This window comes from Thalassospira sp. CH_XMU1448-2, assembly GCF_037027285.1.
Classification (GTDB): domain Bacteria; phylum Pseudomonadota; class Alphaproteobacteria; order Rhodospirillales; family Thalassospiraceae; genus Thalassospira; species Thalassospira profundimaris_C.
This window is the reverse complement of sequence record NZ_JAYMEA010000002.1, coordinates 167,936-189,241: the sequence shown is the minus strand read 5'-3', so window position 1 is coordinate 189,241 and position 21,306 is coordinate 167,936. Positions and strand designations below refer to the sequence as shown.

Sequence of the window (21,306 nt, the reverse complement as noted above, 5' to 3'; positions counted from 1 at the left end):
CGCATGATCGGGCTTTCGCGCCGTCGTAACCGCGATGTAAATACCTGGCCGGGCTTTGTTGACGCGCTGGCAACATTGTTGATGGTGATCATCTTTCTTTTGATGATCTTCGTGATTGCGCAGGTCTATCTTGGCGCGGCTCTTTCGGGTCGTGATGAAGCGCTGAGTGATTTGACTGCACAGGTCAATGAATTGACCAATCTTTTGTCGCTTGAACGTGGAAATAACCAGCGGATGGAACTGGAACTAACCCAGTTGACCACTGAACTTTCCAACACCAGTGACCAGCGTGATGATCTTAAGGCGCGCGCGGCTGCATTGGCGACGCAGCTTTCTGATGCCAAGCTTTCGGCTGACGAGATCGAGAAAAAGCTTCTGGCTGCCCTTGCATCACTTGAAGACAAGGAAACCGAGCTTTCCGAACTGCGCAGCAACAGCGAAGAAAAAATATCGGATCAGGATGCCCGTATCGAAGAACTTTCTGCCCTTCTGGCATCGCGTGCGGCCGAACTGGAAACCCAGAAAAACCTGAGCACCGAGGCACAGGCACAGGTTGCCGCGCTGAACCAGCAGATGCTGGCACTGCGCCAGCAATTGCAGAAAATCGAAGCAGCCCTTGAAGCATCCGAACGTGAAAATGCCGACAAGCAAGCCCAGATCGTCAATCTGGGGCAGCGCCTGAACGCGGCATTGGCAACCAAGGTCGCGGAATTGCAGCGATACCGGTCGGAATTCTTTGGCCGCCTGCGCGAGGTCCTTGGCGACCGTCAGGATATCCGTGTGGTTGGCGATCGCTTTGTCTTCCAGTCAGAAGTCCTGTTTGCATCGGGTTCTGCGGATCTGGGCGAAGGCGGTCAGGAACAGCTCGCCAAACTTGGCGAGACGCTTAAAACCATTGCGGCGGATATCCCCGACGATATTGACTGGGTCATGCGCGTTGACGGCCACACCGACAAGGTGCCGATCCGGAACCTGAAATTCGCATCGAACTGGGAACTTTCAGCCGCGCGCGCCATCTCGGTGGTCAAGTTCCTGATTGATCAGGGTGTTCCGCCAAATCGTCTGGTTGCAGCGGGCTTTGGTGAATATCAGCCCCTTGATAACCGCGATGATGAAATCGCCTATCGCCGAAACCGGCGTATCGAGTTCAAAATCACGGAACGCTGATCAAAAAAACATAACCACGTATGAAGGTCCCGAGCCAAGAGCTTCGGGACCTTTATTTTTGTGGTGAAATCAAGAACTTCCCGCTAGGTTCGAAAACCGCGCCATCGCGCAACTCAGAATAGTCAGATGTCGGAGCCATCATGCTGCGGGATATTTCGCCTCAAAGTATTTTCATGGGCCTTTTGGCCGGTTTTGTCGGGTTTGCCAGTTCATTTGCTGTTGTCTTACAGGGATTGACTGCCGTCGGGGCATCGCCCGAACAGGCGGCGTCCGGGCTTATGGCGCTTTCGGTTTCGATGGGTCTATGTGCGATCGTCCTGTCACTCAAAACCCGCATGCCGATCAGCATTGCATGGTCAACGCCCGGAGCAGCACTTTTGGCGACGTCCGGAGCAGTTGACGGGGGATTTGCTGTTGCGGTCGGGGCTTTCATCGTTTGTGCCATCCTGATCGTTATAAGCGGTGTCTGGCGTCCATTGGGTCGCGCGGTCGCGGGCATCCCTGCCCCGCTGGCCAATGCGATGCTGGCCGGTGTTCTGCTGGGACTTTGCCTTGCGCCGGTCAAGGCCGTTGCCTTTAATCCATTGCTTGGTCTGCCAATTGCCGTTGCCTGGCTGGTCGTCGGGCGTTTCAATCGTCTATTGGCGGTTCCTGCGGCTCTTCTGGCCTTTATTGCCGTCATGATCTTTGGCGTGGAATTTCCGGAAAGCGCCCTTGCCGATCTTGGTAACTCAATCGCCCCGCCGGTCGAGTTTGTCATACCGGAATTCACGTTAAGCGGCCTGATCGGTATTGCCCTGCCGCTGTTCATTGTCACCATGGCGTCGCAGAATATTCCGGGGACGGCTGTTTTGCGGGCCAATGATTATGATACACCGCCGGGTCCTCTTTTCACCGTAACCGGTATCTTTTCACTATTGTCCGCACCATTTGGCGGACATGCGGTTAACCTTGCTGCAATTACGGCGGCCCTTTGTGCAGGCAAGGACGCCCATCCTGACCCATCAAAACGCTACTGGGCAACAATTTCGGGCGGTGTTTTCTATATCGTCTTCGGATTGCTTGCCGGCCTGGTCACCGCCTTTGTCAGTCTGGCACCAAGCATCCTTATCGAAGCAGTTGCCGGGCTTGCCCTGATCGGGGCTTTTGCCGGATCAACCGTTGCAGCCTTCAAGGAAGAAGATGGCCGCGAAGCTGCGGCTGTGACCTTTATCGTTACGGCCGCCGGACTGACATTCTACGGGATTTCAGGTGCGTTCTGGGGGCTGCTCGCTGGGGGGCTGATTTATCTGCTGACCCACCTTGGGAAACGAAAGGCCTGACCCAAAAAACAAAAGCCCGGTATACGCAATGCCGGGCTTTTGTCGTTTTATCGTGGCGATCAAACAGCCTTTGACGCAGGCTTTTCATCGCCATCTTCTTGCGTGACTGAGGCGACGGAGACCAGCGGCGCCTTATACAGATCACTCATCGCGTCATATTGCGACAGGAAGACTTTCCCGGTCAGTTCATCAAGAAAATGGGCACATTTCAGGCGATCCATCACCGGGCCCTTGACCTCGGACAGATGAAGGGTGATCCCCATTTCATCCAGTCTGTGATTGATCGCTTCAAGCGATTCAAGGGCACTCAGATCAATCTCGTTGATCGCCGAACACATTAGAATGACATGCTTGAGCCGGTCATCACCGACTACACGATCAAGGATGTAATCTTCAAGGAAACGGGCATTGGCGAAATACAGGCTTTCGTCAATCCGGATTGTCAGAACCGAGGGATCAGTGATCACTTTGTGGCGTTTGATATTGCGGAAATGCTGGGTACTCGGAACCAGACCAACCTCCGCAATATGTGGACGCGATGTCTTGTAAAGGAACAAACCAATCGACAGCACCACCCCGGACGTCACACCGACCTCAACCCCGAAACCAAGGGTCAGAAGAATGGTTGCCAGAACAGCAACGAAATCCGCCTTGGAATAGCGCCAGCTGGTTTTAAGGATCGAGAAATCCACAAGCGATAGCACCGCCACAATGATGGTCGCAGCCAGAGTTGCCTTTGGCAGGAAATAAACCAGCGGGGTCAGCGCAATCGCGGCAATCGCAAGACCAACTGCGGTAAAGGCCCCGGCAGCAGGCGTTTGGGCACCGGCATCAAAATTCACGACAGAGCGCGCAAAGCCCCCGGTTACCGGATAGCCACCGGTAAAAGCGGCACCAAGGTTTGCCGCGCCAAGACCGATCAGTTCCTGATCCGGATTGATCCGCTGACGACGTTTTGCAGCCAGCGTCTGGGCCACAGAGATCGATTCAACAAAACCGATCACCGAAATCAGAAGTGCCGGAATCAGAAGATCGGAAACCAGACCAATCGAAAAATCCGGCATGGTCAGTGGTGGCAGGCTTTGCGGTACATCTCCAACGATTTTCACCCCGGCATCCGCAAGCTGGAATTTCCAGACTGCCAATGTCGTCACCACGACGGCAGCAACCGGACCCGCCTTTGTTATGACATCTGCAAGACGTGCACCAACGCCGATCTTGCGCAAGGCAGGTTTGAGCCCCTTGCGAACCCAGAACAGAAATACGGTCGCCATCCCGCCGATCAGCAACGTGATCAGGTTGGTCGATGGCAGATGGTCGACCAGCGACATCACCATTTCCCAAAGGTTATGACCACCGGCATTCACACCCAGAATATGCTTGAGCTGACTTGCGGCAATGAGGATGCCCGATGCCGTGATAAAACCCGCGATTACCGGATGAGACAGAAAGTTCGCAAGGAAACCAAGCTTGAACACCCCCATCGTCAGCAAAATGGCACCAGATAAAGCCGCCAGTGTCAGGGCAGCAACGGCATAGCCCATGGTTCCCGTCTGGGCGACATTGCCGATGGCGGCCGCCGTCATCAGGGACACGACGGCAACCGGCCCGACGGCAAGCGCGCGGCTGGTTCCGAAGATCGCATAGAGAATGATCGGTACAATCGATGCATATAACCCAGCCTCGGGTGGCAAGCCTGCCAGAAGCGCATAGGCCAGCGATTGCGGGATCAGCATGATCGTCACAATGATGGCAGCGACCATGTCATTCCCGAACGCGGTCCGATCATAGCGCCGCCCCCAATCCAGGACGGGAATATATTTTACAAACGACTTCAAAAGCATCGATTGATCTCTTCGATCAGAGTTAATCGGGGGCGACAAGCGCCCCCGACATCATTGGTCAGTTGGCAGAAATCTTTTCCGGCTTTGCCATCCATTCCTTGCCGCGCAGCATCGCTTTCCAATAAATCGGAGGCAGGATCTTTTCCTTAAGCAACCATGCAAGGCGTGACGGATGCGTGCCATCAATCAGCCATTTCGGGAAGGATGGTCGCAGTGCGCCGCCATATCCGAACTCGGCCAGAACGATCCGGCCACGCTCGACCGTAAGCGGACAGGAACCGTAACCGTCATATTGTGCTATCGGTGATTTGCCATCGATATCGGCGACAACATTTTCCGCAACGACAGGTGCCTGCTTGCGCGCAGCGGCGGCCGTTTTGGCGTTGGGTGCATTCATCACATCGCCAAGCGACCAGATATTGGCAAAGGTTTTATGACGCAGCGTTGACTGATCAACATCGACCCATCCTGCAGCATCCGCCAGCGGTGACACCCGGATAAAGTCCGGTGCGACTTGCGGCGGGCAGACATGGATCATATCAAAGGATTTCTCGACCCGTTGGACCGCGCTATCTGGTTTGACCACATCAAACCAGGCCTTTTTCGCAACACCGTCAATCGCCACAAGATTGTGGAAGAAATTCAGTTCTGCGCCATAACGGTCGATGTATTTCTCAAGTGCCGGGACATAGTCCTTTACGCCGAACAACACGCCACCGGCGTTATAAAACCCGATATTGATGTTGTTGATCGCACCATTGCGATACCAGTGATCGCCCGACAGATAGAGCGCCTTTTGCGGGGCACCGGCGCATTTGATCGGCATCGGGGGCTGTGTAAACACCGCCTCGCCTTCGTGCATCGACGATACCAGTTCCCACGTGTAAGGCGCCAGATCATAGCGATAGTTCGACGTCACACCATTGCGGCCCAATGTCTCGACCAGACCTTCAATACGATGCCAGTCAAGTTTCAGCCCGGGACAGACGATCAGACGGCCATACTTAACCACCCGGCAACCATCAAGAACGATGGCATCATCCTTTGGCTCGAATGCAGCAACAGCCGCCTTGATCCAGTGAACACCCTTCGGGATCAGTGATCCCATCGTCTGTGCCGTGGTGCTTGCATCAAAGACACCACCGCCCACCATCGTCCAGCCCGGCTGATAATAATGGATGTCGGCCGGATCAATGATTGCAATTTCAAGCCCCGAACGGCGGGCCTGCAAACTTGACGCAACGGAAATCCCCGCAGCCCCGCCACCGACAATAACGACATCGTAGCGGGCATCGCCATTATCGGTCGGAGTTTTGCCGCCATTAACGATACGGCGAACAACGCCGCCCATGTCATAGCCTGCGGCCTTGGTTGCGCGCAGAATTTCACTGGCACCAAGACGGGTCGCCTGACTTAGCGACCAGAGCGTTGCCGATCTGGTTCCGGTCCGGCAATAGGCAAATACCGGTTTTGGCAATGCATCAAGCGCCTGACCAAAATCATCGGCATCACGATCACTTACCTTTCCCGACACAATCGGAAGATAGCGTGCTTCCAGTCCTGCCTTGACAGCGGCTCTGGCAACTTCGTCGAAGGTCGGCTGATCCGCGCCTTCGCCATCCGGCCGGTTACAAATGATCGACCGAAAGCCAAGTTTGGCGATCTCGCTGACATCATCTGGCGTGATTTGCGGACTGACCGAAATCCCGTCACTGATCTTTCTGGTATCCATGGGTGATCCTCCCGACAATTACAGGCCGTTGACCGGCACTTTAAGAACCTGATGACCGCTTTCATCGGTTGGCAGTCGTCCCGCACGCATATTGACCTGAAGAGACGGAATGATCAGACGCGGCATATCAAGCTGCGCGTCGCGCTCGGTACGGAAGGCGATGAACTCTTCGCGGGTTTTGTTGTTACCAACATGAATGTTGTTCTGCTTTTCCTCGCCGACCGTTGTTTCCCAACGGATTTCCCGGCCATTCGGACCATAGTCATGGCACATGAACAAACGCATATCGTCTGGCAGCGCGAGCAATTTCTGAATGCTGTCATAGAGAGTTCCCGCATCCCCGCCGGGGAAGTCAGCACGTGCTGAACCACCGTCCGGCATGAACAATGTATCGCCCACAAAGGCGGCATTACCCATGACATGGACCATGCATGCCGGCGTGTGTCCCGGCGTGTAGATCGCAAAGCAGGTCATCGAACCGACCTGATAGGTGTCGCCATCTTCGAACAGACGATCGAACTGGCTGCCATCACGCTGGAACTCGGTGCCTTCGTTGAACACCTTGCCAAAGGTGTCCTGCACAACGGTGATTTGTGAACCAATGCCAAGCTTGCCACCCAGCTTTTCCTGAATATATGGCGCTGCCGAGAGGTGATCGGCATGAACATGGGTCTCGATAATCCATTCAAGCTTGAGATCATTTTCCCTGATGAAGGCAATGATCTTGTCAGCATGGTCGAAGCTGATCCGGCCTGCCGCATAGTCAATGTCCATCACGGAATCAACAACAGCACAGGCGTTGCTTTCCGGGTCCTTGACCACATAGCTGATCGTGTTGGTATCAGGATCAAAGAATGCTGATACGACTGGATTTACAGACATGTTTACCGGGTAATCAGACATAATTCCTCCTAAACAGTACGGCCTGCAAGTTGCGGTTCACAGCGCAGGACAGACAAGGTTGGGATGAGTCCTGTTCGGTGCTTTTCCGAACAAATCATCATGTTATGCCGTTCATTTTATGCATTCTGGCCTAGGTGTTCAGTGACCTTGTCACCAAACAACGAAACATCATGATGTATTAATAAAAATATCCTGCAAAAGCCGGAAAACATTGCGACATCAGCTTTTTGCAAGCTTGCCGATCTCGTTACGGTCGATCAGTTTTATTGTGCCACGGGTCTGCTCAATCCAGCCGCGCCGCTGGAATTCCTGTAATTGCCGCGACACGACTTCGCGGGCTGTTCCCAGTTCGACTGCCAGCTTCTGGTGGGTTGAAAGTACTGTGTCCTCAGCCCCACAAAGTTCAATCAGCTTCTGTGCCAGTCGGATATCAAGTCTGCGAAAGGCAATTTCCTCGATCACAACAAACAGGTCGGTGATGCGTTTGGAATAGGCGGTGAACACAAACTGGCGAAACTCGATGGAATCAGACACCAGTTTGTCAAAGGCTGCTCTGGGTATTGCGACGGCGCGGGTCTGTGTCTCGGCGATACCCTCTGCGGAATAGTCCTCATAGGCCAGAAGGCAGGCGGTGGTCAGGACGCAACTTTCCCCGGCATGCACCCGATATAAAACAATTTCGCGTCCGGCATCTGACGTTTGCTGTACCCGAACGGTTCCTTCGAGCAATAACAACAAATTTTCTGGCGACTTTCCCGGGCCAAAAATGACCGTATTGGCCGGAACCGTAACGATCTTGCTTTCTTCAAGGAGATAGTTTCGAATGGCGTCAGGCAAACGCGAAAGACCCTGAAACTGGTCGATCCAACTCACGATCCTGATCCCCCTGTTTAGCGTACAACTATTGATCGCTCATTTTAATGCGACCAATAATACATCCAAGTTGTGTAAAACGAATTTCCCGCTGATGCAACCTTGCAGTCCATTCCCCCATGCCATTTGACGCAATCCGGACATAAAAAAGGGCAGCACCCACGCACTGCCCTCTTTCGCATCCTCTATCCCTGGCAAGTGCTATTCCGCCTTGCTGGGAGGAATGATCAAATTCCCTGCAGGATCAATTTCCCAAAACGGGTTAAAGGCAATCTCCCAAGCATGTCCGTCAAGATCACGGAAATAGCCGGAATAACCACCCCAGAAAACTTTCTCGGCCGGTTTCTGAATTTTTGCTCCGGCCTTCTCTGCATCGGCCATGACCAGATCGACTTCTTCTTCGCTGCGCGCGTTATAGGCCAGGGTCAGCCCGGCAAATGTCGCACCGGTATCATCATCAAAATGCCCATCCTTTTTCAGGTCTTCGCGACCGAAAAGACCAAGTGCCAGGCCATTGGACAACTGATAGAAAACCACCTGGCCTTCGACCATCTCGGTCATTTTCCAGCCAAGGCCGTCCTCGTAAAAGCGACGTGACCGGTCCAGATCGGCCACCCCCAAAGTAATCAGCGATACACGCTGTTCCATATTATGCTCCTCGGTATCAGAGCACCCAAAACCCGTACCACTTTAACACGGTCCTTTTGCGTATCCGAGCCCGGACTCGACATGCCGTGAAGTTTCGCATCGCAACAGAGACGCAATTATATTGCGCGCAAATCGGTACTGAAATAAGTAAATAATAAGTTGACCCAACGTCAACCGATGCAATCAGGCGTTTTACGCATTGCGATGCGAGTTCACTTTGAAAAAAGGTCAGTATTCATTACCATTCTTGTATCCGGTATCTGCCCCGCAAGCTGTCACCGGATGAAAGACAAACAGGTCATACCGAAACACTGCAATAACACCCATATCAATAAATGCAGTGCGAACGGCCCGAAATGACCCCGCATATCAGAGAGATCCCAAGGGAGACCGGTCATGGCACAATTGGCGGCAATCAGCCTGGACGACAAATATACGCTCGAAGAAGGTCGTGTTTACCTGACGGGTATTCAGGCGCTGGTACGCTTGCCCCTGATGCAGCGCCAATTGGATGCGCGCGCGGGGTTGAATACTGCTGGCTGCATTTCAGGCTATCGCGGATCGCCGCTGGGTGGCCTTGATCAACAGCTTTGGCGTGCCAAGAAATTCCTGACCAAACAGCAAATCGAATTTCAGCCCGGAGTGAATGAAGACCTGGCTGCAACTGTCGTCTGGGGCAGCCAACAGGTCAATATGTATAAAGATGCCAAATATGATGGCGTCTTTGGCATGTGGTATGGCAAGGGCCCCGGTGTTGACCGGTCGGGTGACGTGTTCAAGCATGCCAACCATGCTGGCACCTCAAAACATGGTGGTGTTCTGGTTCTGGCCGGGGATGACCACAGTTGCAAATCATCCACCCTGCCCCATCAGACCGAATATGCCTTTATCGATGCGCAGATCCCGGTTCTGAACCCGTCAGGTGTGCAGGATATTCTTGATTTCGGTCTTCATGGCTGGGCGATGAGCCGCTATTCCGGCTGCTGGGTGGCAATGAAAACCATCGCAGAAACGGTCGAAAGTTCGGCCGCTGCAGATGTTGCGCCAGATCGCATCACCCCGATCATTCCCGAAGATTTTGCGATGCCCGAAGGTGGTCTTCACATCCGTTGGCCTGATACGCCAAAGGAACAGGAACACCGCCTGATGAAATACAAGCTATATGCCGCACTGGCATATGCGCGCGCCAACAAGCTCAATAAAACCGTGATCGACAGCCCGAATGCCCGTATCGGCATTATTACTGCGGGCAAGGCTTATCTTGATGTCATGCAGGCCTTTGACGATCTCGGCATTTCCGAAGCCGATGCTGCCAAGATCGGTATTCGCGTTTTGAAAGTCGGCATGAGCTGGCCACTTAACCGCGATGACGTTCGCGAATTTGCCATGGGGCTGGAGGAAATCATCGTCGTCGAGGAAAAACGCGCGGTGATGGAAAACCAGGTCAAGGAACAGCTTTATAACTGGCGCGAAGATGTGCGCCCGACGGTGATCGGCAAGTTCGACGAAAAAGGCGAATGGATCCTGCCATCCATGGATGAACTGACCCCGGCCCGGATTGCTGTGGTTCTGGCCGAACGCATCAAGCGTTTCTATGACAGCCCGGCCATCCATGAACGCATCAACTGGCTTGCTGAAAAAGAAAAGGAAATCGCCGAACCGCGCCCGGATGTCGCGCGTATTCCATGGTTCTGCCCGGGGTGCCCGCATAACAGTTCAACCAAGGTGCCCGAAGGCAGCCGCGCCATGGCCGGTATCGGTTGCCATTACATGGTCAACTGGATGGATCGATCCACCGAAACCTTTACCCATATGGGCGGCGAAGGTGCGACATGGATCGGCCAAGCCCCGTTCACCCACACAAAGCACGTTTTCCAGAACCTTGGCGATGGCACCTACTATCACTCCGGCTCGCTTGCTGTGCGGGCAGCCGTCGCGTCAGGCGTCAATATCACTTACAAAATCCTGTTTAACGACGCAGTTGCCATGACCGGCGGGCAGCCGGTTGATGGTCCGCTTACGGTTCCGCAGATCACCCGTCAGATGTTTGACGAAGGTGCCAAACGCATCATCGTCTTGTCAGACGAGCCTGAAAAATATCCGATGGGCGCGGACTTTGCGCCGGGTGTCGACATCCGTCATCGTGACGAGCTTGATAATACGCAGAAAGAGCTTCGTGAAATCGAAGGCGTTACGATCCTGATCTTTGATCAGACCTGTGCGGCCGAAAAACGCCGTCGCCGGAAGCGCAAACTGATGGTTGATCCGCCCAAGCGCGTGTTCATCAACGATCTGGTGTGCGAGGGCTGTGGCGATTGCGGTGAAAAATCCAACTGTCTTGCCGTTGTCCCGGTTGAAACCGAGTTTGGCCGTAAACGTGCGATTGACCAGTCCGCATGTAACAAGGATTTCTCTTGCCTGAATGGCTTCTGCCCGAGCTTTGTGACCATCGAAGGCGGTTCGCTCCGCAAGCCTGAAGCAGCCGCAAAGGGCGACAAAACAGGTGATGCCGTTTTTGCCAGCCTGCCACGTCCGACCTTGCCGGATATCAATGATCCATGGTCCGTGCTGATCACCGGTGTTGGTGGTACGGGCGTTGTCACCATTGGCGCATTACTTGGCATGGCCGCCCACATCGAAGGCAAAGGCATTGTCGGCCTTGATATGGCCGGTCTTGCCCAGAAAGGTGGTGCTGTGGTCAGCCATATCCGTTTTGCCAATGACCAGAGCAAACTGCATGCCGCGCGTATTCCGGCGGGTGAAGCAAACGTGGTTCTGGGCTGTGATCTTTTGGTGGCGGCAAGTTTTGAGGGCCTTGCCAAGATGCGCCGCAACTTCACCCAGGCAGTAATTAATACCCATGAAACCGTCACCGGTGCCTTTACCCGCAATCCGGACTTCCAGCTCAGAACCAACGAGCATATGAAAGTCATCAACGATGCCTGCGGGGCGGATGCGGTTCATTTCGTTGAGGGCAGCGACATTGCCACCCGTCTGATGGGCAACTCGATTGCAACCAACCTGTTCATGCTTGGTGTTGCCTGGCAGCGTGGCCTGATCCCGATCAGCGAAGAAGCCCTGATGCAAGCGATTGAACTTAACGCCGTTGCTGTGGACATGAACAAGCAGTCCTTCCATTGGGGCCGCCTTTATGCCCATGATCCCAAACGCGTCATCGAAGTCGTCGGTCCGAACGAAACCGAAGCCCATCCGATTGCAACCGACCTTTCCGAAATCGTTGCCAAACGCCGGTCCTTCCTGACCGATTATCAGAACGCGGCCTATGCCGATCGTTTTGTTGCATTGGTCGATAAAGTCAGAGCTGCGGAAAAACGGCTTGGGGACGGAGACGAACTGTCGCGGACGGTAGCCAAATATTACTTCAAACTGCTGGCCTATAAGGACGAATACGAAGTTGCCCGTCTTTACACGGACCCGGCGTTCCTGAAGAAAGTGGCAAAGAATTTTGCAGGCGATTACAAAATCCACTTCCATCTTGCACCGCCTGCCATTGCCACACAGGACCCGGAAAGCGGTCAGCTTAAAAAGTCCACCTATGGTCCCTGGATGATGAGTGCGTTTCGTGTTCTTGCGAAATTCAAGTTCCTGCGCGGAACCGCACTTGATCCGTTCGGACGCACCCATGAACGCAAGATGGAACGCCAGCTGATTGCCGATTACGAGAAACTCGTGACCGAGGTCATTGATGGCCTGAATGCGGATAATGCCCGTATTGCCAATGCCCTGCTTGCCCTGCCCGAACAGATCCGTGGCTATGGCCACATCAAGGATGGCAATATCGACAAGGTCAAAAAGCGCGAGGCAGAATTGATCGAACAATTCCGCAACCCGCCAGAACACCTTAAGGCGGCGGAATAACCCCGTTGATCAACAAAGGCCCTGAACATATTTCAGGGCCTTTTGTTTTGAACCCGATCAGGTGATGAACACCGCATCACCTCCCCCACCCTGAAGACGGGTAGCGGCGGTTTGACCAAACGAAATCAGAAGCTTTTTGCGCCTTGCGGCCGAAAGTGAGCATTCCTCACATTGACGAATGATCGCGGCTTCATATCGATCTGCAACGATCAAACCAACATTTCCAGGGATCAGTTCCTTTGGAAATTCCATCGGCACGGCAAAGAAAAATCGGTCGCAATAATCAAGATAGCTTTCCCATTTCTGATCGACCCGGAAATCCTCCACAGAAGATTTGACCTCAACCGCCCACAACTCCCCCTTGGCCCCCAATGCCAAAACATCCAGCCGCCGACCATTACCCAGACGCAGCTCTGTCAAACAGGCCATCTGGTGATGATACAAGAGCCGACAGACGCCAGCTGTGACTTCAGATGTGATTTGCGGACGGGGGACCATTCAAAAAGCCCGTAGCTATAAAAATCAGAATATCCACACTAAAAAATTTACCTCTAAATTCAATCCCACTATGCTGCCCGCACCGAACTTTGGGGGGAACAAACTTTATGATCGGCAATGTTCTTGCAACATTGAAACCTTTGGGGAAATCCCAAGTTTTCTGGTGCGCCATTGGTGCCATTGTCAGTCTGATATGGATGGGGACGCTAAAACAGGCGCAACACCCCGATTATGCAGACGCCAAACAGTATATCGGCATCGCTGTTAATCTCGCCAAATTTGGAACTGTGAGTGAAAACATTAATGCAACGGCAGATACAATTGCCCCTGCAATTTCACGAGAACCCGGTTACCCCCTGCTACTTGCTCAGGTTTTGAAACTTGATGGCAGTATCGAAAAGATTACCGGTGATTGCCTTAATGAGCAGGGGTGCGGGATAGAACCTTATATTCTTGCCAAATGGACAAACCGTCTACTGATCGTCGCGGCCGGCTTTGTCATGTTTTTTGCTGTGCGCGGTATTACAGGCAGTCCTTTTGCCGCAATCATGGGTGGCATGCACATATGGTTAAATCATCAGGCCCACAAAAACCATGATTATGTAATTTCCGATCCTCTGGCGCTTTTTCTGGCCAGCCTCTTGGTCTTCTCCATTGTTTGGGCCTGGAAACGCAAGAATCCACTGTTCTGGATTTTCCCCGGACTAACATTCGTCTGGCTGGCATTTACCAAAGCCATTTACATTTATTTCATTCCGATCGCTCTTCTTTTCGGGTTCGTATTTGTCATTTCCAGCAGAAATCAGTGGAAGTCCTCGTTAGCAAAGCTAGTTATTTTTGCTATTGTTGTGACTATTCCGATTGGTATGTGGATGGAGCGGAATCACGACATCACAGGGCGCTATCAATTCACGGATAACCGCGGCGGAATTGCGCTCAGTACGCGCGTTGTTTTCAATGACATGGGCCTTATCGACGGTTTCGCCGCCCTCACCTACTGGACCCGAGGGGCCGGAGACGGCTGGGCCGAAAAACTTTTCCCGGCTGAAGTAGTACAACCATTCTCCTGGTATGACGAGGACGGCTATTACTTGCGCGGCCAACTCGGCTTTGGCAAGCGCATCGACGAAATCATTGCAACAACAAATTTGGCAAGCCAAGAAGCAACCCAGTTAGCAGAAAAAGAATTAAAAGACGCTATTCTGTCACGTCCGGCAAAACACATCGTGACGACCTTACCTTTGATTTATCGCGGTATATGGATTGATGAATTTGCTGTTATTACATTTCCGGCTTTCCTCATTCTTCTGATCAGCACAATACGACGCCGACAGGGACTACTAATAGCTGCCCTGCTACCGTCATTGTTCTCATTGGTGTTCTATGCTGCATTTAGTCTGAACCTTGCGCGCTACCAGATGACAGCACTTCCCGGTTTTGCGATTGCCTTCGCCTACTTTTCCATGTGGCTTTGCGCAACAATCCAACGCTGGCATGATCGCAAAAAATCATCAGCGATCGTAGGAAACTAAAATGACCGAAAACAAGATGCCTTTGCACCCATGTCTATACGAGAAGGCCAAGATCGCCGTATTGCTGCCTTGTCACAATGAGGGCAAGGCTATCGCCCATGTCGTAAAGTCATTCCGCGATGTTATCCCCTCAGCAGAAATCGTTGTTATTGATAACGCGTCCAATGATGACACTGCAGAAAAGGCGCATATAGCCGGTGCAATAGTTGTTTCGGAACCCCTTCCGGGAAAAGGAAACGCCGTACGACGAGGATTCTCGGAAGTCGAAGCGGACATTTACGTCATGGCGGATGGTGACGGTACATATGACGCGACAGCACTTCCCCTTCTTATCAATTGCCTTGTCTCCGAACGCCTTGATATGGTCGTTGGTACCAGAGCAGAAAAGGAAGAGGCGGCCTATCGCAGTGGACATCGCGTGGGGAACCGACTTTTCAACACGTTTTTTTCAAAGCTGTTTGGAGCGCGCTTCACAGATATTTTTTCAGGATATCGCGTTTTTTCGAGGCGCTTTGTTAAAACTTTCCCTGCAATATCGACCGGTTTCGAAATTGAAACAGAGATATCTGTTCATGCAATCATGCTACGTGCACCTGTTGCAGAACTTCCCACTTCCTATGGTGCTCGTCATGAAGGCACGGAGAGCAAACTGCGAACGTACCGTGACGGTGCACGCATCCTGAGCAGAATTTTGCTCTTCACCGCCACCCACAAACCTTTTGTATTTTATGGTTTGATTGCTGCATTTCTGGCGACGATGTCTGTATTGCTCGGCTTACCGTTGATCTACGAATATATCGAAACTGGGCTGGTTTCGCGATTACCAACTGCCGTACTGACAGTCGGCATGATGCTCTCAGCGGCATTGAGTTTTGTGACCGGTGCCATTCTTTCAAACATTGGCATTGGTCAGTGGGAGGTAAAAAGGCTTTCGTATCTGCTACATTCAGATCAACTTGATACACTACGATCTGCAATCAAAGACGCTAGAAAAATCTAAATGCTTCACAGCGACTTGATCAAAAAAGGACTACGTTTTCTTATTGTCGGATCAGTTGGTTTTGTGACCGATGCAGCCACTCTTTTGCTGGCCACGCACAAGCTCAACTTGGATCCATACAGTGGACGCTTGCTATCATTTTCCATTGCCCTGTTAGTAACTTGGTTATTGAACAGCACTTTCACATTCAAAAGCGGAGCAAAGCGTAACAAGCGACATTTCGCGTCTTACGTTGCTGTTCAGGTAAGTTCGTTTGGGCTCAACTACGCGATATACAGTCTCTTGGTCTGGCAAATTATGATCTTGCCAATTGTCGCACTGACCATCGCATCAGTCATTGCAATGTTCTACAGCTTCACAGCAATGAACATGTGGGTTTTCAAAGACCGACACCAATAAAAAGGGCCCAGAAAGGGCCCTTTTCTTTACACGACCAGCTATCAGCTCATACCCAGTGCGCGTTTGTAAACCTCGAGGATTTCTTCCTGTTCGGTGCGCTCGTGGTCTTCCATTTTGCGCAGGCGGATGATCTGGCGCAGGATTTTCACGTCATAGCCCAATGCCTTGGCTTCGCCATAGACTTCCTTGATATCAGCCATCAGGTTGGCTTTTTCTTCCTCAAGGCGTTCGATACGCTCTACATAGCTCGCAAGCTGATCGGCTGCGATACCACCGACTTCGGTCATCAATTCTTCTCCGATGATGGATTGCACAGCGGATATCCGGTGCGCGAAATTTTTAATGCGGCGCGACGATACTCAATGGATTGCCCGCTGACAAGTGTCGTTAGGAAGCAATTCCCGATCCGGGCACTGTTCGTTCAATCAGACGGTCTGCCACGGCAAGCAATGCGTCGTTCGGGCTTGCCCCCTGCTCGATTGCGGCATTGTAAATCTCGCGCTGGCGCCGGGCACTTGTACCACGATGGATGATTTCGCGGGCATGTTCGACTTCGGCCACACACCCAAAGAATTCTGCATCAGGCCGGATCAGCTCGAGGATTTCCTCAACCAGATCGGCATAAGGGACAATCTCTGCGCGACCAAAATCAATAAGCCCTGCCTTGTCACCCGGATCACTGCCATAGCGGCAGGCCCGCCAGCGGTTTTCGCGCACCAGCATGTTGGAATAAATCCGCCAGCGCTGATTGTTACGCCGCAGCCGATAAAGCATCCGCATCACGCAACGCGTAATGGATGCGACACAAATCGCATCTTCAAGATCCGTACAAACATCAGCAATACGCATTTCAAGCGTTGGCCAACGGTCACTCGGACGCAGATCCCACCAGAGCTTGGTGCCGTCTTCAATCACCCCTGCCTGAATAAGCATATCGACATGGCGGCGATATTCCGCCCATGAACCAAACACTTCGGGTAAACCGGTGCGTGGCAGATTATCAAACACCGAAAGCCGGAAGGTCTGAAGTCCCGTGTCCCTGCCCCGCCAGAATGGCGAGCTTGTCGTCAATGCAAGCAAATGCGGCAGGAAGTAACTCGCCTGTGCCATCAGTTCGATCCGAAGATCATTATCCTCGATCCCGATATGGACATGCATCCCGCAGATCAACAGCCGATCAACCACAGTGCGCAAATCCCGCGCAATCGTGTTGTAGCGTTCGCCATCGGTATGTTTCTGATTATCCCACTGCGCGAACGGATGGGTAGATGCGGCAAGCAGTGCCATATCATACTTCCCAGCGACCTCGCACAAGGTCGAGCGCATATGCGTCAGTTCCTGCCTAGCCTCGGCGGCGCTGTTACAAACCTTGCTTCCGATCTCGATCTGGCAACGCATGAATTCGCTTGAAACCTGATCGCCAAGCTTTGCCTTCGCATCTTTCAGGAAATCGGCGGGCGGGTCCTTGGCAAGATCGCGGCTGTGGCGATCAACAAGCCAGAATTCTTCTTCGATGCCGATGGAAAATCCCGGTTCCTGTGCACTGGACCCAACCAAATCAGTCTCTCCGGATTTTATAAAGGTTCGGGTCGGCAAGGATATCGACAAAGGCATCGCCAAGGATCTTTGCCCATTTCTCGCAACCTTCATCAGTATCAATCAGATCCTGGCGAATTTCAATCGACACACAGGGCAATCCCCCTGCTTCGCCATGATGATCAATAGTGTAGTCGGCCATATGCTGCCCGGAATAGGGTTCATTATCGCCAATGGTCAGGTCCGGGTTCTGTTCACGCAATTTCGCAAGCAATGGCACCGGAATACGATCATCCTGATCCCAAAGAACACCAATTTCCCATGGGCGTTCAAAGCCCTGGAACACGGGTGTAAAGCTGTGGATTGCAATCAGGGCCGGGACGATTTTATGCGCATGGAAATTGGCAATGCGTTCTTCGATCGCACCGTGATAAGGCAGGAAAATCTCGCGGATGCGCTTCATATGTTCGGTCGGCGAGATATTCTTGTTGCCCGGAACTACCGTTTGATCGGCAATTTCAGGCATTCCGGTCGGGTCCCAAAGCTGACGGTTGCAATCGATCACCAGACGGGAATATCCCCCCAGAACCGCCGGACAATCAAAACGGTCAACCAGAATCTCTGTCACCTTGCGTGCGCCGATATCCCAGCCGATATGGCGTTTGCGTTCTTCTTCGGGCAGACCGAGGGTACCGAGACTTTTGGGAATAACGCGCGATGCGTGATCACAGACAAAAAGCGAATGCCCCTTGCCTGCTTCATTCAAAATTTCGAACGGGGCCGGATCATCCTGACCCAACAAGGTCCCTGCATGGTGAGACACGCGTATTCTCCTGAAAGTCGGTATTTGCTGTGTGGTGGCGGGTTCTGTCGACAGGTCACTGTCCCGATAGAAGCGGTGCCTGTGATCCGTCCGACATCTGTTGAACTATCAATTTATCGATCCCGAGACAAGATTGCCCTGCATTATGCCATCACTTCGCGCATCGACGCTTTGCGTCCATAGCAAACATCCCGTAAAGTGGTATGACCATTACGTTCAGGATCACGTTGCAACCGCTTGAGCAACCGCGTTGGCATAGAAGAAAACGATTGGAGTAAACCCAACATGCCGTCTGCCAAACCAGCAGCCGTAAACGACGATCAGGAAGGCAAACGCCCCAAAAGGATTGCCGATCAGGTCGCCGATCAGATTCTTGAAAAGATTTCGGACGGCATTTTCCTGCCCGGTGACCGACTGCCCGGCGAGCGTCAGCTTGCCGAAAGCATGAAAGTCAGCCGGGTTTCGGTTCGCGCAGCATTGCAAAAGCTCAAGACGCGCGGTTATCTCCGTGCGGTTCAGGGTGGTGGTACGGAAATCCTGTCATCGACCGGGATCGACATGGACACGGCGATGACCGATCTGGTGCGCGATTCGATCAACAATCTGCGCGATCTGCAGGAAATCCGCTGTACGCTTGAAACATGGGCTGCCCGCCGTGCTGCCATCAATGCCAGTGATGAAGATATCAAATTGCTGCGTCTGGCCTTCCGACAGGCGCATGATCCGCGGCGTGCCGCCAAATACCGTGCAGATGACGATCATCGCCTGCATATGATGATTGGCCGCGCCACCGGATCGATCATTTATTATCATGTGATGAAGATGCTTCACGACGTGCTGCAAGCAGCACTGACTGAAATCCGGTTTAACTCCATGAGCGGCCCGTCCTTCGACCGCATGGTACAGGATCACCACCGCGACATTATCGAAGCAATTGCAGCCCGCGACCCGGATGCGGCGGAAAAGGCAATGTCCAACCACCTTCAGGCGGTACTTGATTTCTTTAAAACGGCCTCGGACAAGCAATCAACCTGATCGCAAAAAACAACAGGGCCGATAACAAAACAAATCCATTCAGGGGAAAACCGACATGACGACCTCGCGCGAGAAACTTCTGGCTTTGATGGATGCCGCACTCAAGGCAGCTGATCCGGGCGTTCAGATCCCGCTCAACATGCCATCACCGCCAAAGGGGAAAACCATTGTCATCGGTGCCGGCAAGGCATCAGCGAACATGGCGCGCGCGTTTGAACAGGCATCGAAAGGTGATCTCGAAGGGCTGGTCGTGACCCGTTATGGCCATGCTGTTCCATGCGAGAAAATTGAAATTGTCGAGGCATCCCATCCGGTACCGGATGCCGCAGGCGAAGAAGCCGCAAAACGCATCCTCGAAATTGTCAAATCCGCTGGCCCGGATGATTTGGTTGTCTGCATGATTTCGGGCGGTGGATCGGCATTGCTTGCCCTGCCCGGCCCCGGACTGACACTGGATGACAAGCAATCCATCAACAAGGCATTGCTGCGCAGTGGCGCAACCATTTCGGAAATGAACTGCGTGCGCAAACACCTTTCGGCGATCAAGGGCGGACGTCTAGCCAAGGTGGCGGCACCGGCACGCATGGTGACATATCTGGTGTCAGATGTTCCCGGTGATGACCCGGCGATTATTGCATCCGGCCCGACCGTTGCAGACCCGACCACGGGTCAGGACGCGCTTGATATCATTCGCCACTATCAGATCGACATTCCCGAAACCGCCGAAGCGCTTCTTCGCAGTGCTGCTGATGAAACCGTCAAACCCGATGATCGGTGCTTTGACGGGCATGAGACAATCATGCTGTCGCGCCCGCAAGACAGTCTTGAGGCCGCCGCATCGGTTGCCCGCGACATGGGGCTGAACCCGGTGATCCTTGGCGATGCCATCGAAGGGGAATCTCGCGAAGTCGCCATCATGCATGCCGGTATCGCCCATCAGGTTTCCAATCACGGACAACCCGCCGCGAAACCCTGTGTTCTGCTTTCTGGTGGAGAAACCACCGTGACAGTCCGAAGCAAAGGCGGCCGTGGCGGCCGCAACAGCGAGTTTTTGCTGTCACTTCTGATTCAGCTGCGCGATCAGCCGGGGTTCAGCGCCATTGCCATTGACACAGATGGCATTGATGGCAGCGAAGACAATGCCGGTGCGATCATGGATGGGACTAGCTGGAAAAAGGCACAAGAGCTTGGCATCGACCTTCGTGAATATCTTGCCAATAATGATGCCTATAGCGCCTTTGCCCGGATCGATGATCTGATCATTACCGGCCCGACCCTGACCAATGTGAATGACTTTCGCGCCATTCTGATCGAATAGGCTCAGGCATCAGGCTTTGGCATCCATGGCCGGACCCAGCCAAGCCCGTCTTCGGTTCTGCCATGCGGTTTGTATTCACAGCCGATCCAGCCGTCATAGCCAATGCGATCAAGCATATAAAACAGGAATGGATAGTTCAGCTCGCCACTGTCGGGTTCATGACGCCCCGGTGCCCCGGCCACCTGAATATGGGCAATTTGGTCAAGATGCTTGTCCAGACGGGCGGCAATATTCCCGCCAACAATCTGTGCATGATAAATATCAAACTGAAGCTTAAGCCGCGGATGGGCAAGCTGCTCTAGGATAACCGCTGCCTGCTCGACCGAGTTTAAAAGATAACCCGGCATATCAAGCGGATTGATCGGCTCGATCAGGATATCTATTCCCGCCTGATCGGCAAGATCGGCAGCATAGAGCAGATTGTCACAATAAAGACGGGCCAGCTCGCCGGAATTCTCGTTCTGTCCCATCACACCGGCCATACAATGAAGCATCTTGCAGTCGGTTGCCGCCGCGTAATCAAGCGCCTTGATCACGGAATCCCGAAATTCGTCCTCGCGCCCCGGTCGACAGGCAAGACCCCGGTCACCGGCCTCCCAGTTACCAGCCGGAAGATTAAACAGCACCTGTTCCAGCCCGTTATCCTTTAGAAGCGATTTGACCGTTGAGAGCGGCATGTCATAGGCACCGATATATTCGACACCGACAAACCCCGCCTCAGCCGCAGCAGCAAACCGTTTCTCGAATGGAAGATCGGCAAACAGAAATGAAAGATTGGCGGCAAAGCGTGGCATATC

The 21,306-nt window shown here is 53.0% G+C and carries 18 protein-coding genes; 8 read left to right on the top strand and 10 right to left on the bottom strand.

What is annotated here, in order from left to right:
• Positions 1-3 precede the first annotated feature (3 nt).
• Both WA318_RS08205 and WA318_RS08200 read left to right on the top strand, forming a co-directional pair.
• Complete coding sequence (locus tag WA318_RS08205; RefSeq protein WP_114098705.1) at positions 4-1,167, top strand: peptidoglycan -binding protein; 1,164 nt, start codon at positions 4-6, stop codon at positions 1,165-1,167.
• A 140-nt stretch (positions 1,168-1,307) separates the two neighbouring features.
• Positions 1,308-2,489, top strand: a complete 1,182-nt coding sequence (locus WA318_RS08200; RefSeq protein WP_336080551.1) for a benzoate/H(+) symporter BenE family transporter — start codon at positions 1,308-1,310, stop codon at positions 2,487-2,489.
• Positions 2,490-2,548: 59 nt separating this feature from the next.
• On the opposite strand, the gene WA318_RS08195 is transcribed toward WA318_RS08200, so the two are convergent.
• From WA318_RS08195 to WA318_RS08175, 5 genes are all read right to left on the bottom strand, one after another.
• The gene (locus tag WA318_RS08195; RefSeq protein WP_336080550.1) at positions 2,549-4,333 is read right to left on the bottom strand and encodes a SulP family inorganic anion transporter; all 1,785 of its coding nucleotides are present in this window, start codon (positions 4,331-4,333) and stop codon (positions 2,549-2,551) included.
• Between the two features lie 58 nt (positions 4,334-4,391).
• The gene (locus tag WA318_RS08190; RefSeq protein ID WP_336080549.1) at positions 4,392-6,065 is read right to left on the bottom strand and encodes a TIGR01244 family sulfur transferase; all 1,674 of its coding nucleotides are present in this window, start codon (positions 6,063-6,065) and stop codon (positions 4,392-4,394) included.
• 18 nt (positions 6,066-6,083) lie between these two features.
• Entirely contained in the window at positions 6,084-6,968 is an 885-nt protein-coding gene (locus WA318_RS08185; protein ID WP_336080548.1) for an MBL fold metallo-hydrolase, read from the bottom strand.
• A gap of 219 nt (positions 6,969-7,187) precedes the next feature.
• Entirely contained in the window at positions 7,188-7,841 is a 654-nt protein-coding gene (locus WA318_RS08180) for a Crp/Fnr family transcriptional regulator (RefSeq protein ID WP_336080547.1), read from the bottom strand.
• A gap of 201 nt (positions 7,842-8,042) precedes the next feature.
• The gene (locus WA318_RS08175; protein WP_336080546.1) at positions 8,043-8,489 is read right to left on the bottom strand and encodes a VOC family protein; all 447 of its coding nucleotides are present in this window, start codon (positions 8,487-8,489) and stop codon (positions 8,043-8,045) included.
• A gap of 396 nt (positions 8,490-8,885) precedes the next feature.
• On the opposite strand from WA318_RS08175, the gene WA318_RS08170 reads away from it, so the two are divergent.
• Positions 8,886-12,368, top strand: coding sequence for an indolepyruvate ferredoxin oxidoreductase family protein (locus WA318_RS08170; RefSeq protein WP_336080545.1), 3,483 nt, complete (start codon positions 8,886-8,888; stop codon positions 12,366-12,368).
• Positions 12,369-12,425: 57 nt separating this feature from the next.
• Here the strand turns inward: WA318_RS08170 and WA318_RS08165 are convergent, their stop codons facing one another.
• On the bottom strand, positions 12,426-12,866 hold the full coding sequence (locus WA318_RS08165; protein WP_336080544.1) for an MmcB family DNA repair protein: 441 nt from the start codon (positions 12,864-12,866) through the stop codon (positions 12,426-12,428).
• Positions 12,867-12,973: 107 nt separating this feature from the next.
• On the opposite strand from WA318_RS08165, the gene WA318_RS08160 reads away from it, so the two are divergent.
• From WA318_RS08160 to WA318_RS08150, 3 genes are read left to right on the top strand one after another with little or no spacing between them, the layout of a single operon-like run.
• Complete coding sequence (locus tag WA318_RS08160; RefSeq protein WP_336080543.1) at positions 12,974-14,398, top strand: hypothetical protein; 1,425 nt, start codon at positions 12,974-12,976, stop codon at positions 14,396-14,398.
• Position 14,399: 1 nt separating this feature from the next.
• Positions 14,400-15,398: a glycosyltransferase gene (locus WA318_RS08155; protein ID WP_336080542.1), complete on the top strand. Its 999-nt coding sequence runs from the start codon at positions 14,400-14,402 to the stop codon at positions 15,396-15,398.
• A complete protein-coding gene (locus WA318_RS08150) occupies positions 15,399-15,797 on the top strand; it encodes a GtrA family protein (protein ID WP_336080541.1) in 399 nt (132 codons plus the stop codon).
• A gap of 41 nt (positions 15,798-15,838) precedes the next feature.
• Here the strand turns inward: WA318_RS08150 and WA318_RS08145 are convergent, their stop codons facing one another.
• The 3 genes from WA318_RS08145 to WA318_RS08135 all read right to left on the bottom strand — a co-directional run bounded on the left by WA318_RS08145 (position 15,839) and on the right by WA318_RS08135 (position 18,156).
• Positions 15,839-16,084, bottom strand: coding sequence for a DUF2312 domain-containing protein (locus tag WA318_RS08145; protein WP_007090950.1), 246 nt, complete (start codon positions 16,082-16,084; stop codon positions 15,839-15,841).
• Positions 16,085-16,184: 100 nt separating this feature from the next.
• The gene (locus WA318_RS08140) at positions 16,185-17,354 is read right to left on the bottom strand and encodes a carboxylate-amine ligase (RefSeq protein ID WP_114098714.1); all 1,170 of its coding nucleotides are present in this window, start codon (positions 17,352-17,354) and stop codon (positions 16,185-16,187) included.
• A 1-nt stretch (position 17,355) separates the two neighbouring features.
• A complete protein-coding gene (locus WA318_RS08135) occupies positions 17,356-18,156 on the bottom strand; it encodes an N-formylglutamate amidohydrolase (RefSeq protein WP_114098715.1) in 801 nt (266 codons plus the stop codon).
• 285 nt (positions 18,157-18,441) lie between these two features.
• Between WA318_RS08135 and WA318_RS08130 the strand changes: the two genes are divergently transcribed.
• The gene (locus tag WA318_RS08130) at positions 18,442-19,191 is read left to right on the top strand and encodes a FadR/GntR family transcriptional regulator (protein WP_114098716.1); all 750 of its coding nucleotides are present in this window, start codon (positions 18,442-18,444) and stop codon (positions 19,189-19,191) included.
• A gap of 55 nt (positions 19,192-19,246) precedes the next feature.
• Positions 19,247-20,509: a glycerate kinase type-2 family protein gene (locus WA318_RS08125; RefSeq protein ID WP_336080540.1), complete on the top strand. Its 1,263-nt coding sequence runs from the start codon at positions 19,247-19,249 to the stop codon at positions 20,507-20,509.
• A gap of 2 nt (positions 20,510-20,511) precedes the next feature.
• Here WA318_RS08125 and otnI read toward each other — a convergent pair whose 3' ends face one another.
• Positions 20,512-21,303, bottom strand: coding sequence for a 2-oxo-tetronate isomerase (gene otnI, locus WA318_RS08120; RefSeq protein ID WP_336080539.1), 792 nt, complete (start codon positions 21,301-21,303; stop codon positions 20,512-20,514).
• Positions 21,304-21,306: the final 3 nt, after the last annotated feature.

Bases quoted from the DNA above. Each gene is read 5' to 3' on its own strand.
- WA318_RS08205 (WP_114098705.1), top strand. From the start codon at position 4: ATGATCGGGCTTTCGCGCCGTCGTAACCGCGATGTAAATACCTGGCCG.
- WA318_RS08200 (WP_336080551.1), top strand. From the start codon at position 1,308: ATGCTGCGGGATATTTCGCCTCAAAGTATTTTCATGGGCCTTTTGGCC.
- WA318_RS08195 (WP_336080550.1), bottom strand. From the start codon at position 4,333: ATGCTTTTGAAGTCGTTTGTAAAATATATTCCCGTCCTGGATTGGGGG.
- WA318_RS08190 (WP_336080549.1), bottom strand. From the start codon at position 6,065: ATGGATACCAGAAAGATCAGTGACGGGATTTCGGTCAGTCCGCAAATC.
- WA318_RS08185 (WP_336080548.1), bottom strand. From the start codon at position 6,968: ATGTCTGATTACCCGGTAAACATGTCTGTAAATCCAGTCGTATCAGCA.
- WA318_RS08175 (WP_336080546.1), bottom strand. From the start codon at position 8,489: ATGGAACAGCGTGTATCGCTGATTACTTTGGGGGTGGCCGATCTGGAC.
- WA318_RS08170 (WP_336080545.1), top strand. From the start codon at position 8,886: ATGGCACAATTGGCGGCAATCAGCCTGGACGACAAATATACGCTCGAA.
- WA318_RS08165 (WP_336080544.1), bottom strand. From the start codon at position 12,866: ATGGTCCCCCGTCCGCAAATCACATCTGAAGTCACAGCTGGCGTCTGT.
- WA318_RS08160 (WP_336080543.1), top strand. From the start codon at position 12,974: ATGATCGGCAATGTTCTTGCAACATTGAAACCTTTGGGGAAATCCCAA.
- WA318_RS08155 (WP_336080542.1), top strand. From the start codon at position 14,400: ATGACCGAAAACAAGATGCCTTTGCACCCATGTCTATACGAGAAGGCC.
- WA318_RS08150 (WP_336080541.1), top strand. From the start codon at position 15,399: ATGCTTCACAGCGACTTGATCAAAAAAGGACTACGTTTTCTTATTGTC.
- WA318_RS08145 (WP_007090950.1), bottom strand. From the start codon at position 16,084: ATGACCGAAGTCGGTGGTATCGCAGCCGATCAGCTTGCGAGCTATGTA.
- WA318_RS08130 (WP_114098716.1), top strand. From the start codon at position 18,442: ATGCCGTCTGCCAAACCAGCAGCCGTAAACGACGATCAGGAAGGCAAA.
- WA318_RS08125 (WP_336080540.1), top strand. From the start codon at position 19,247: ATGACGACCTCGCGCGAGAAACTTCTGGCTTTGATGGATGCCGCACTC.
- otnI (WP_336080539.1), bottom strand. From the start codon at position 21,303: ATGCCACGCTTTGCCGCCAATCTTTCATTTCTGTTTGCCGATCTTCCA.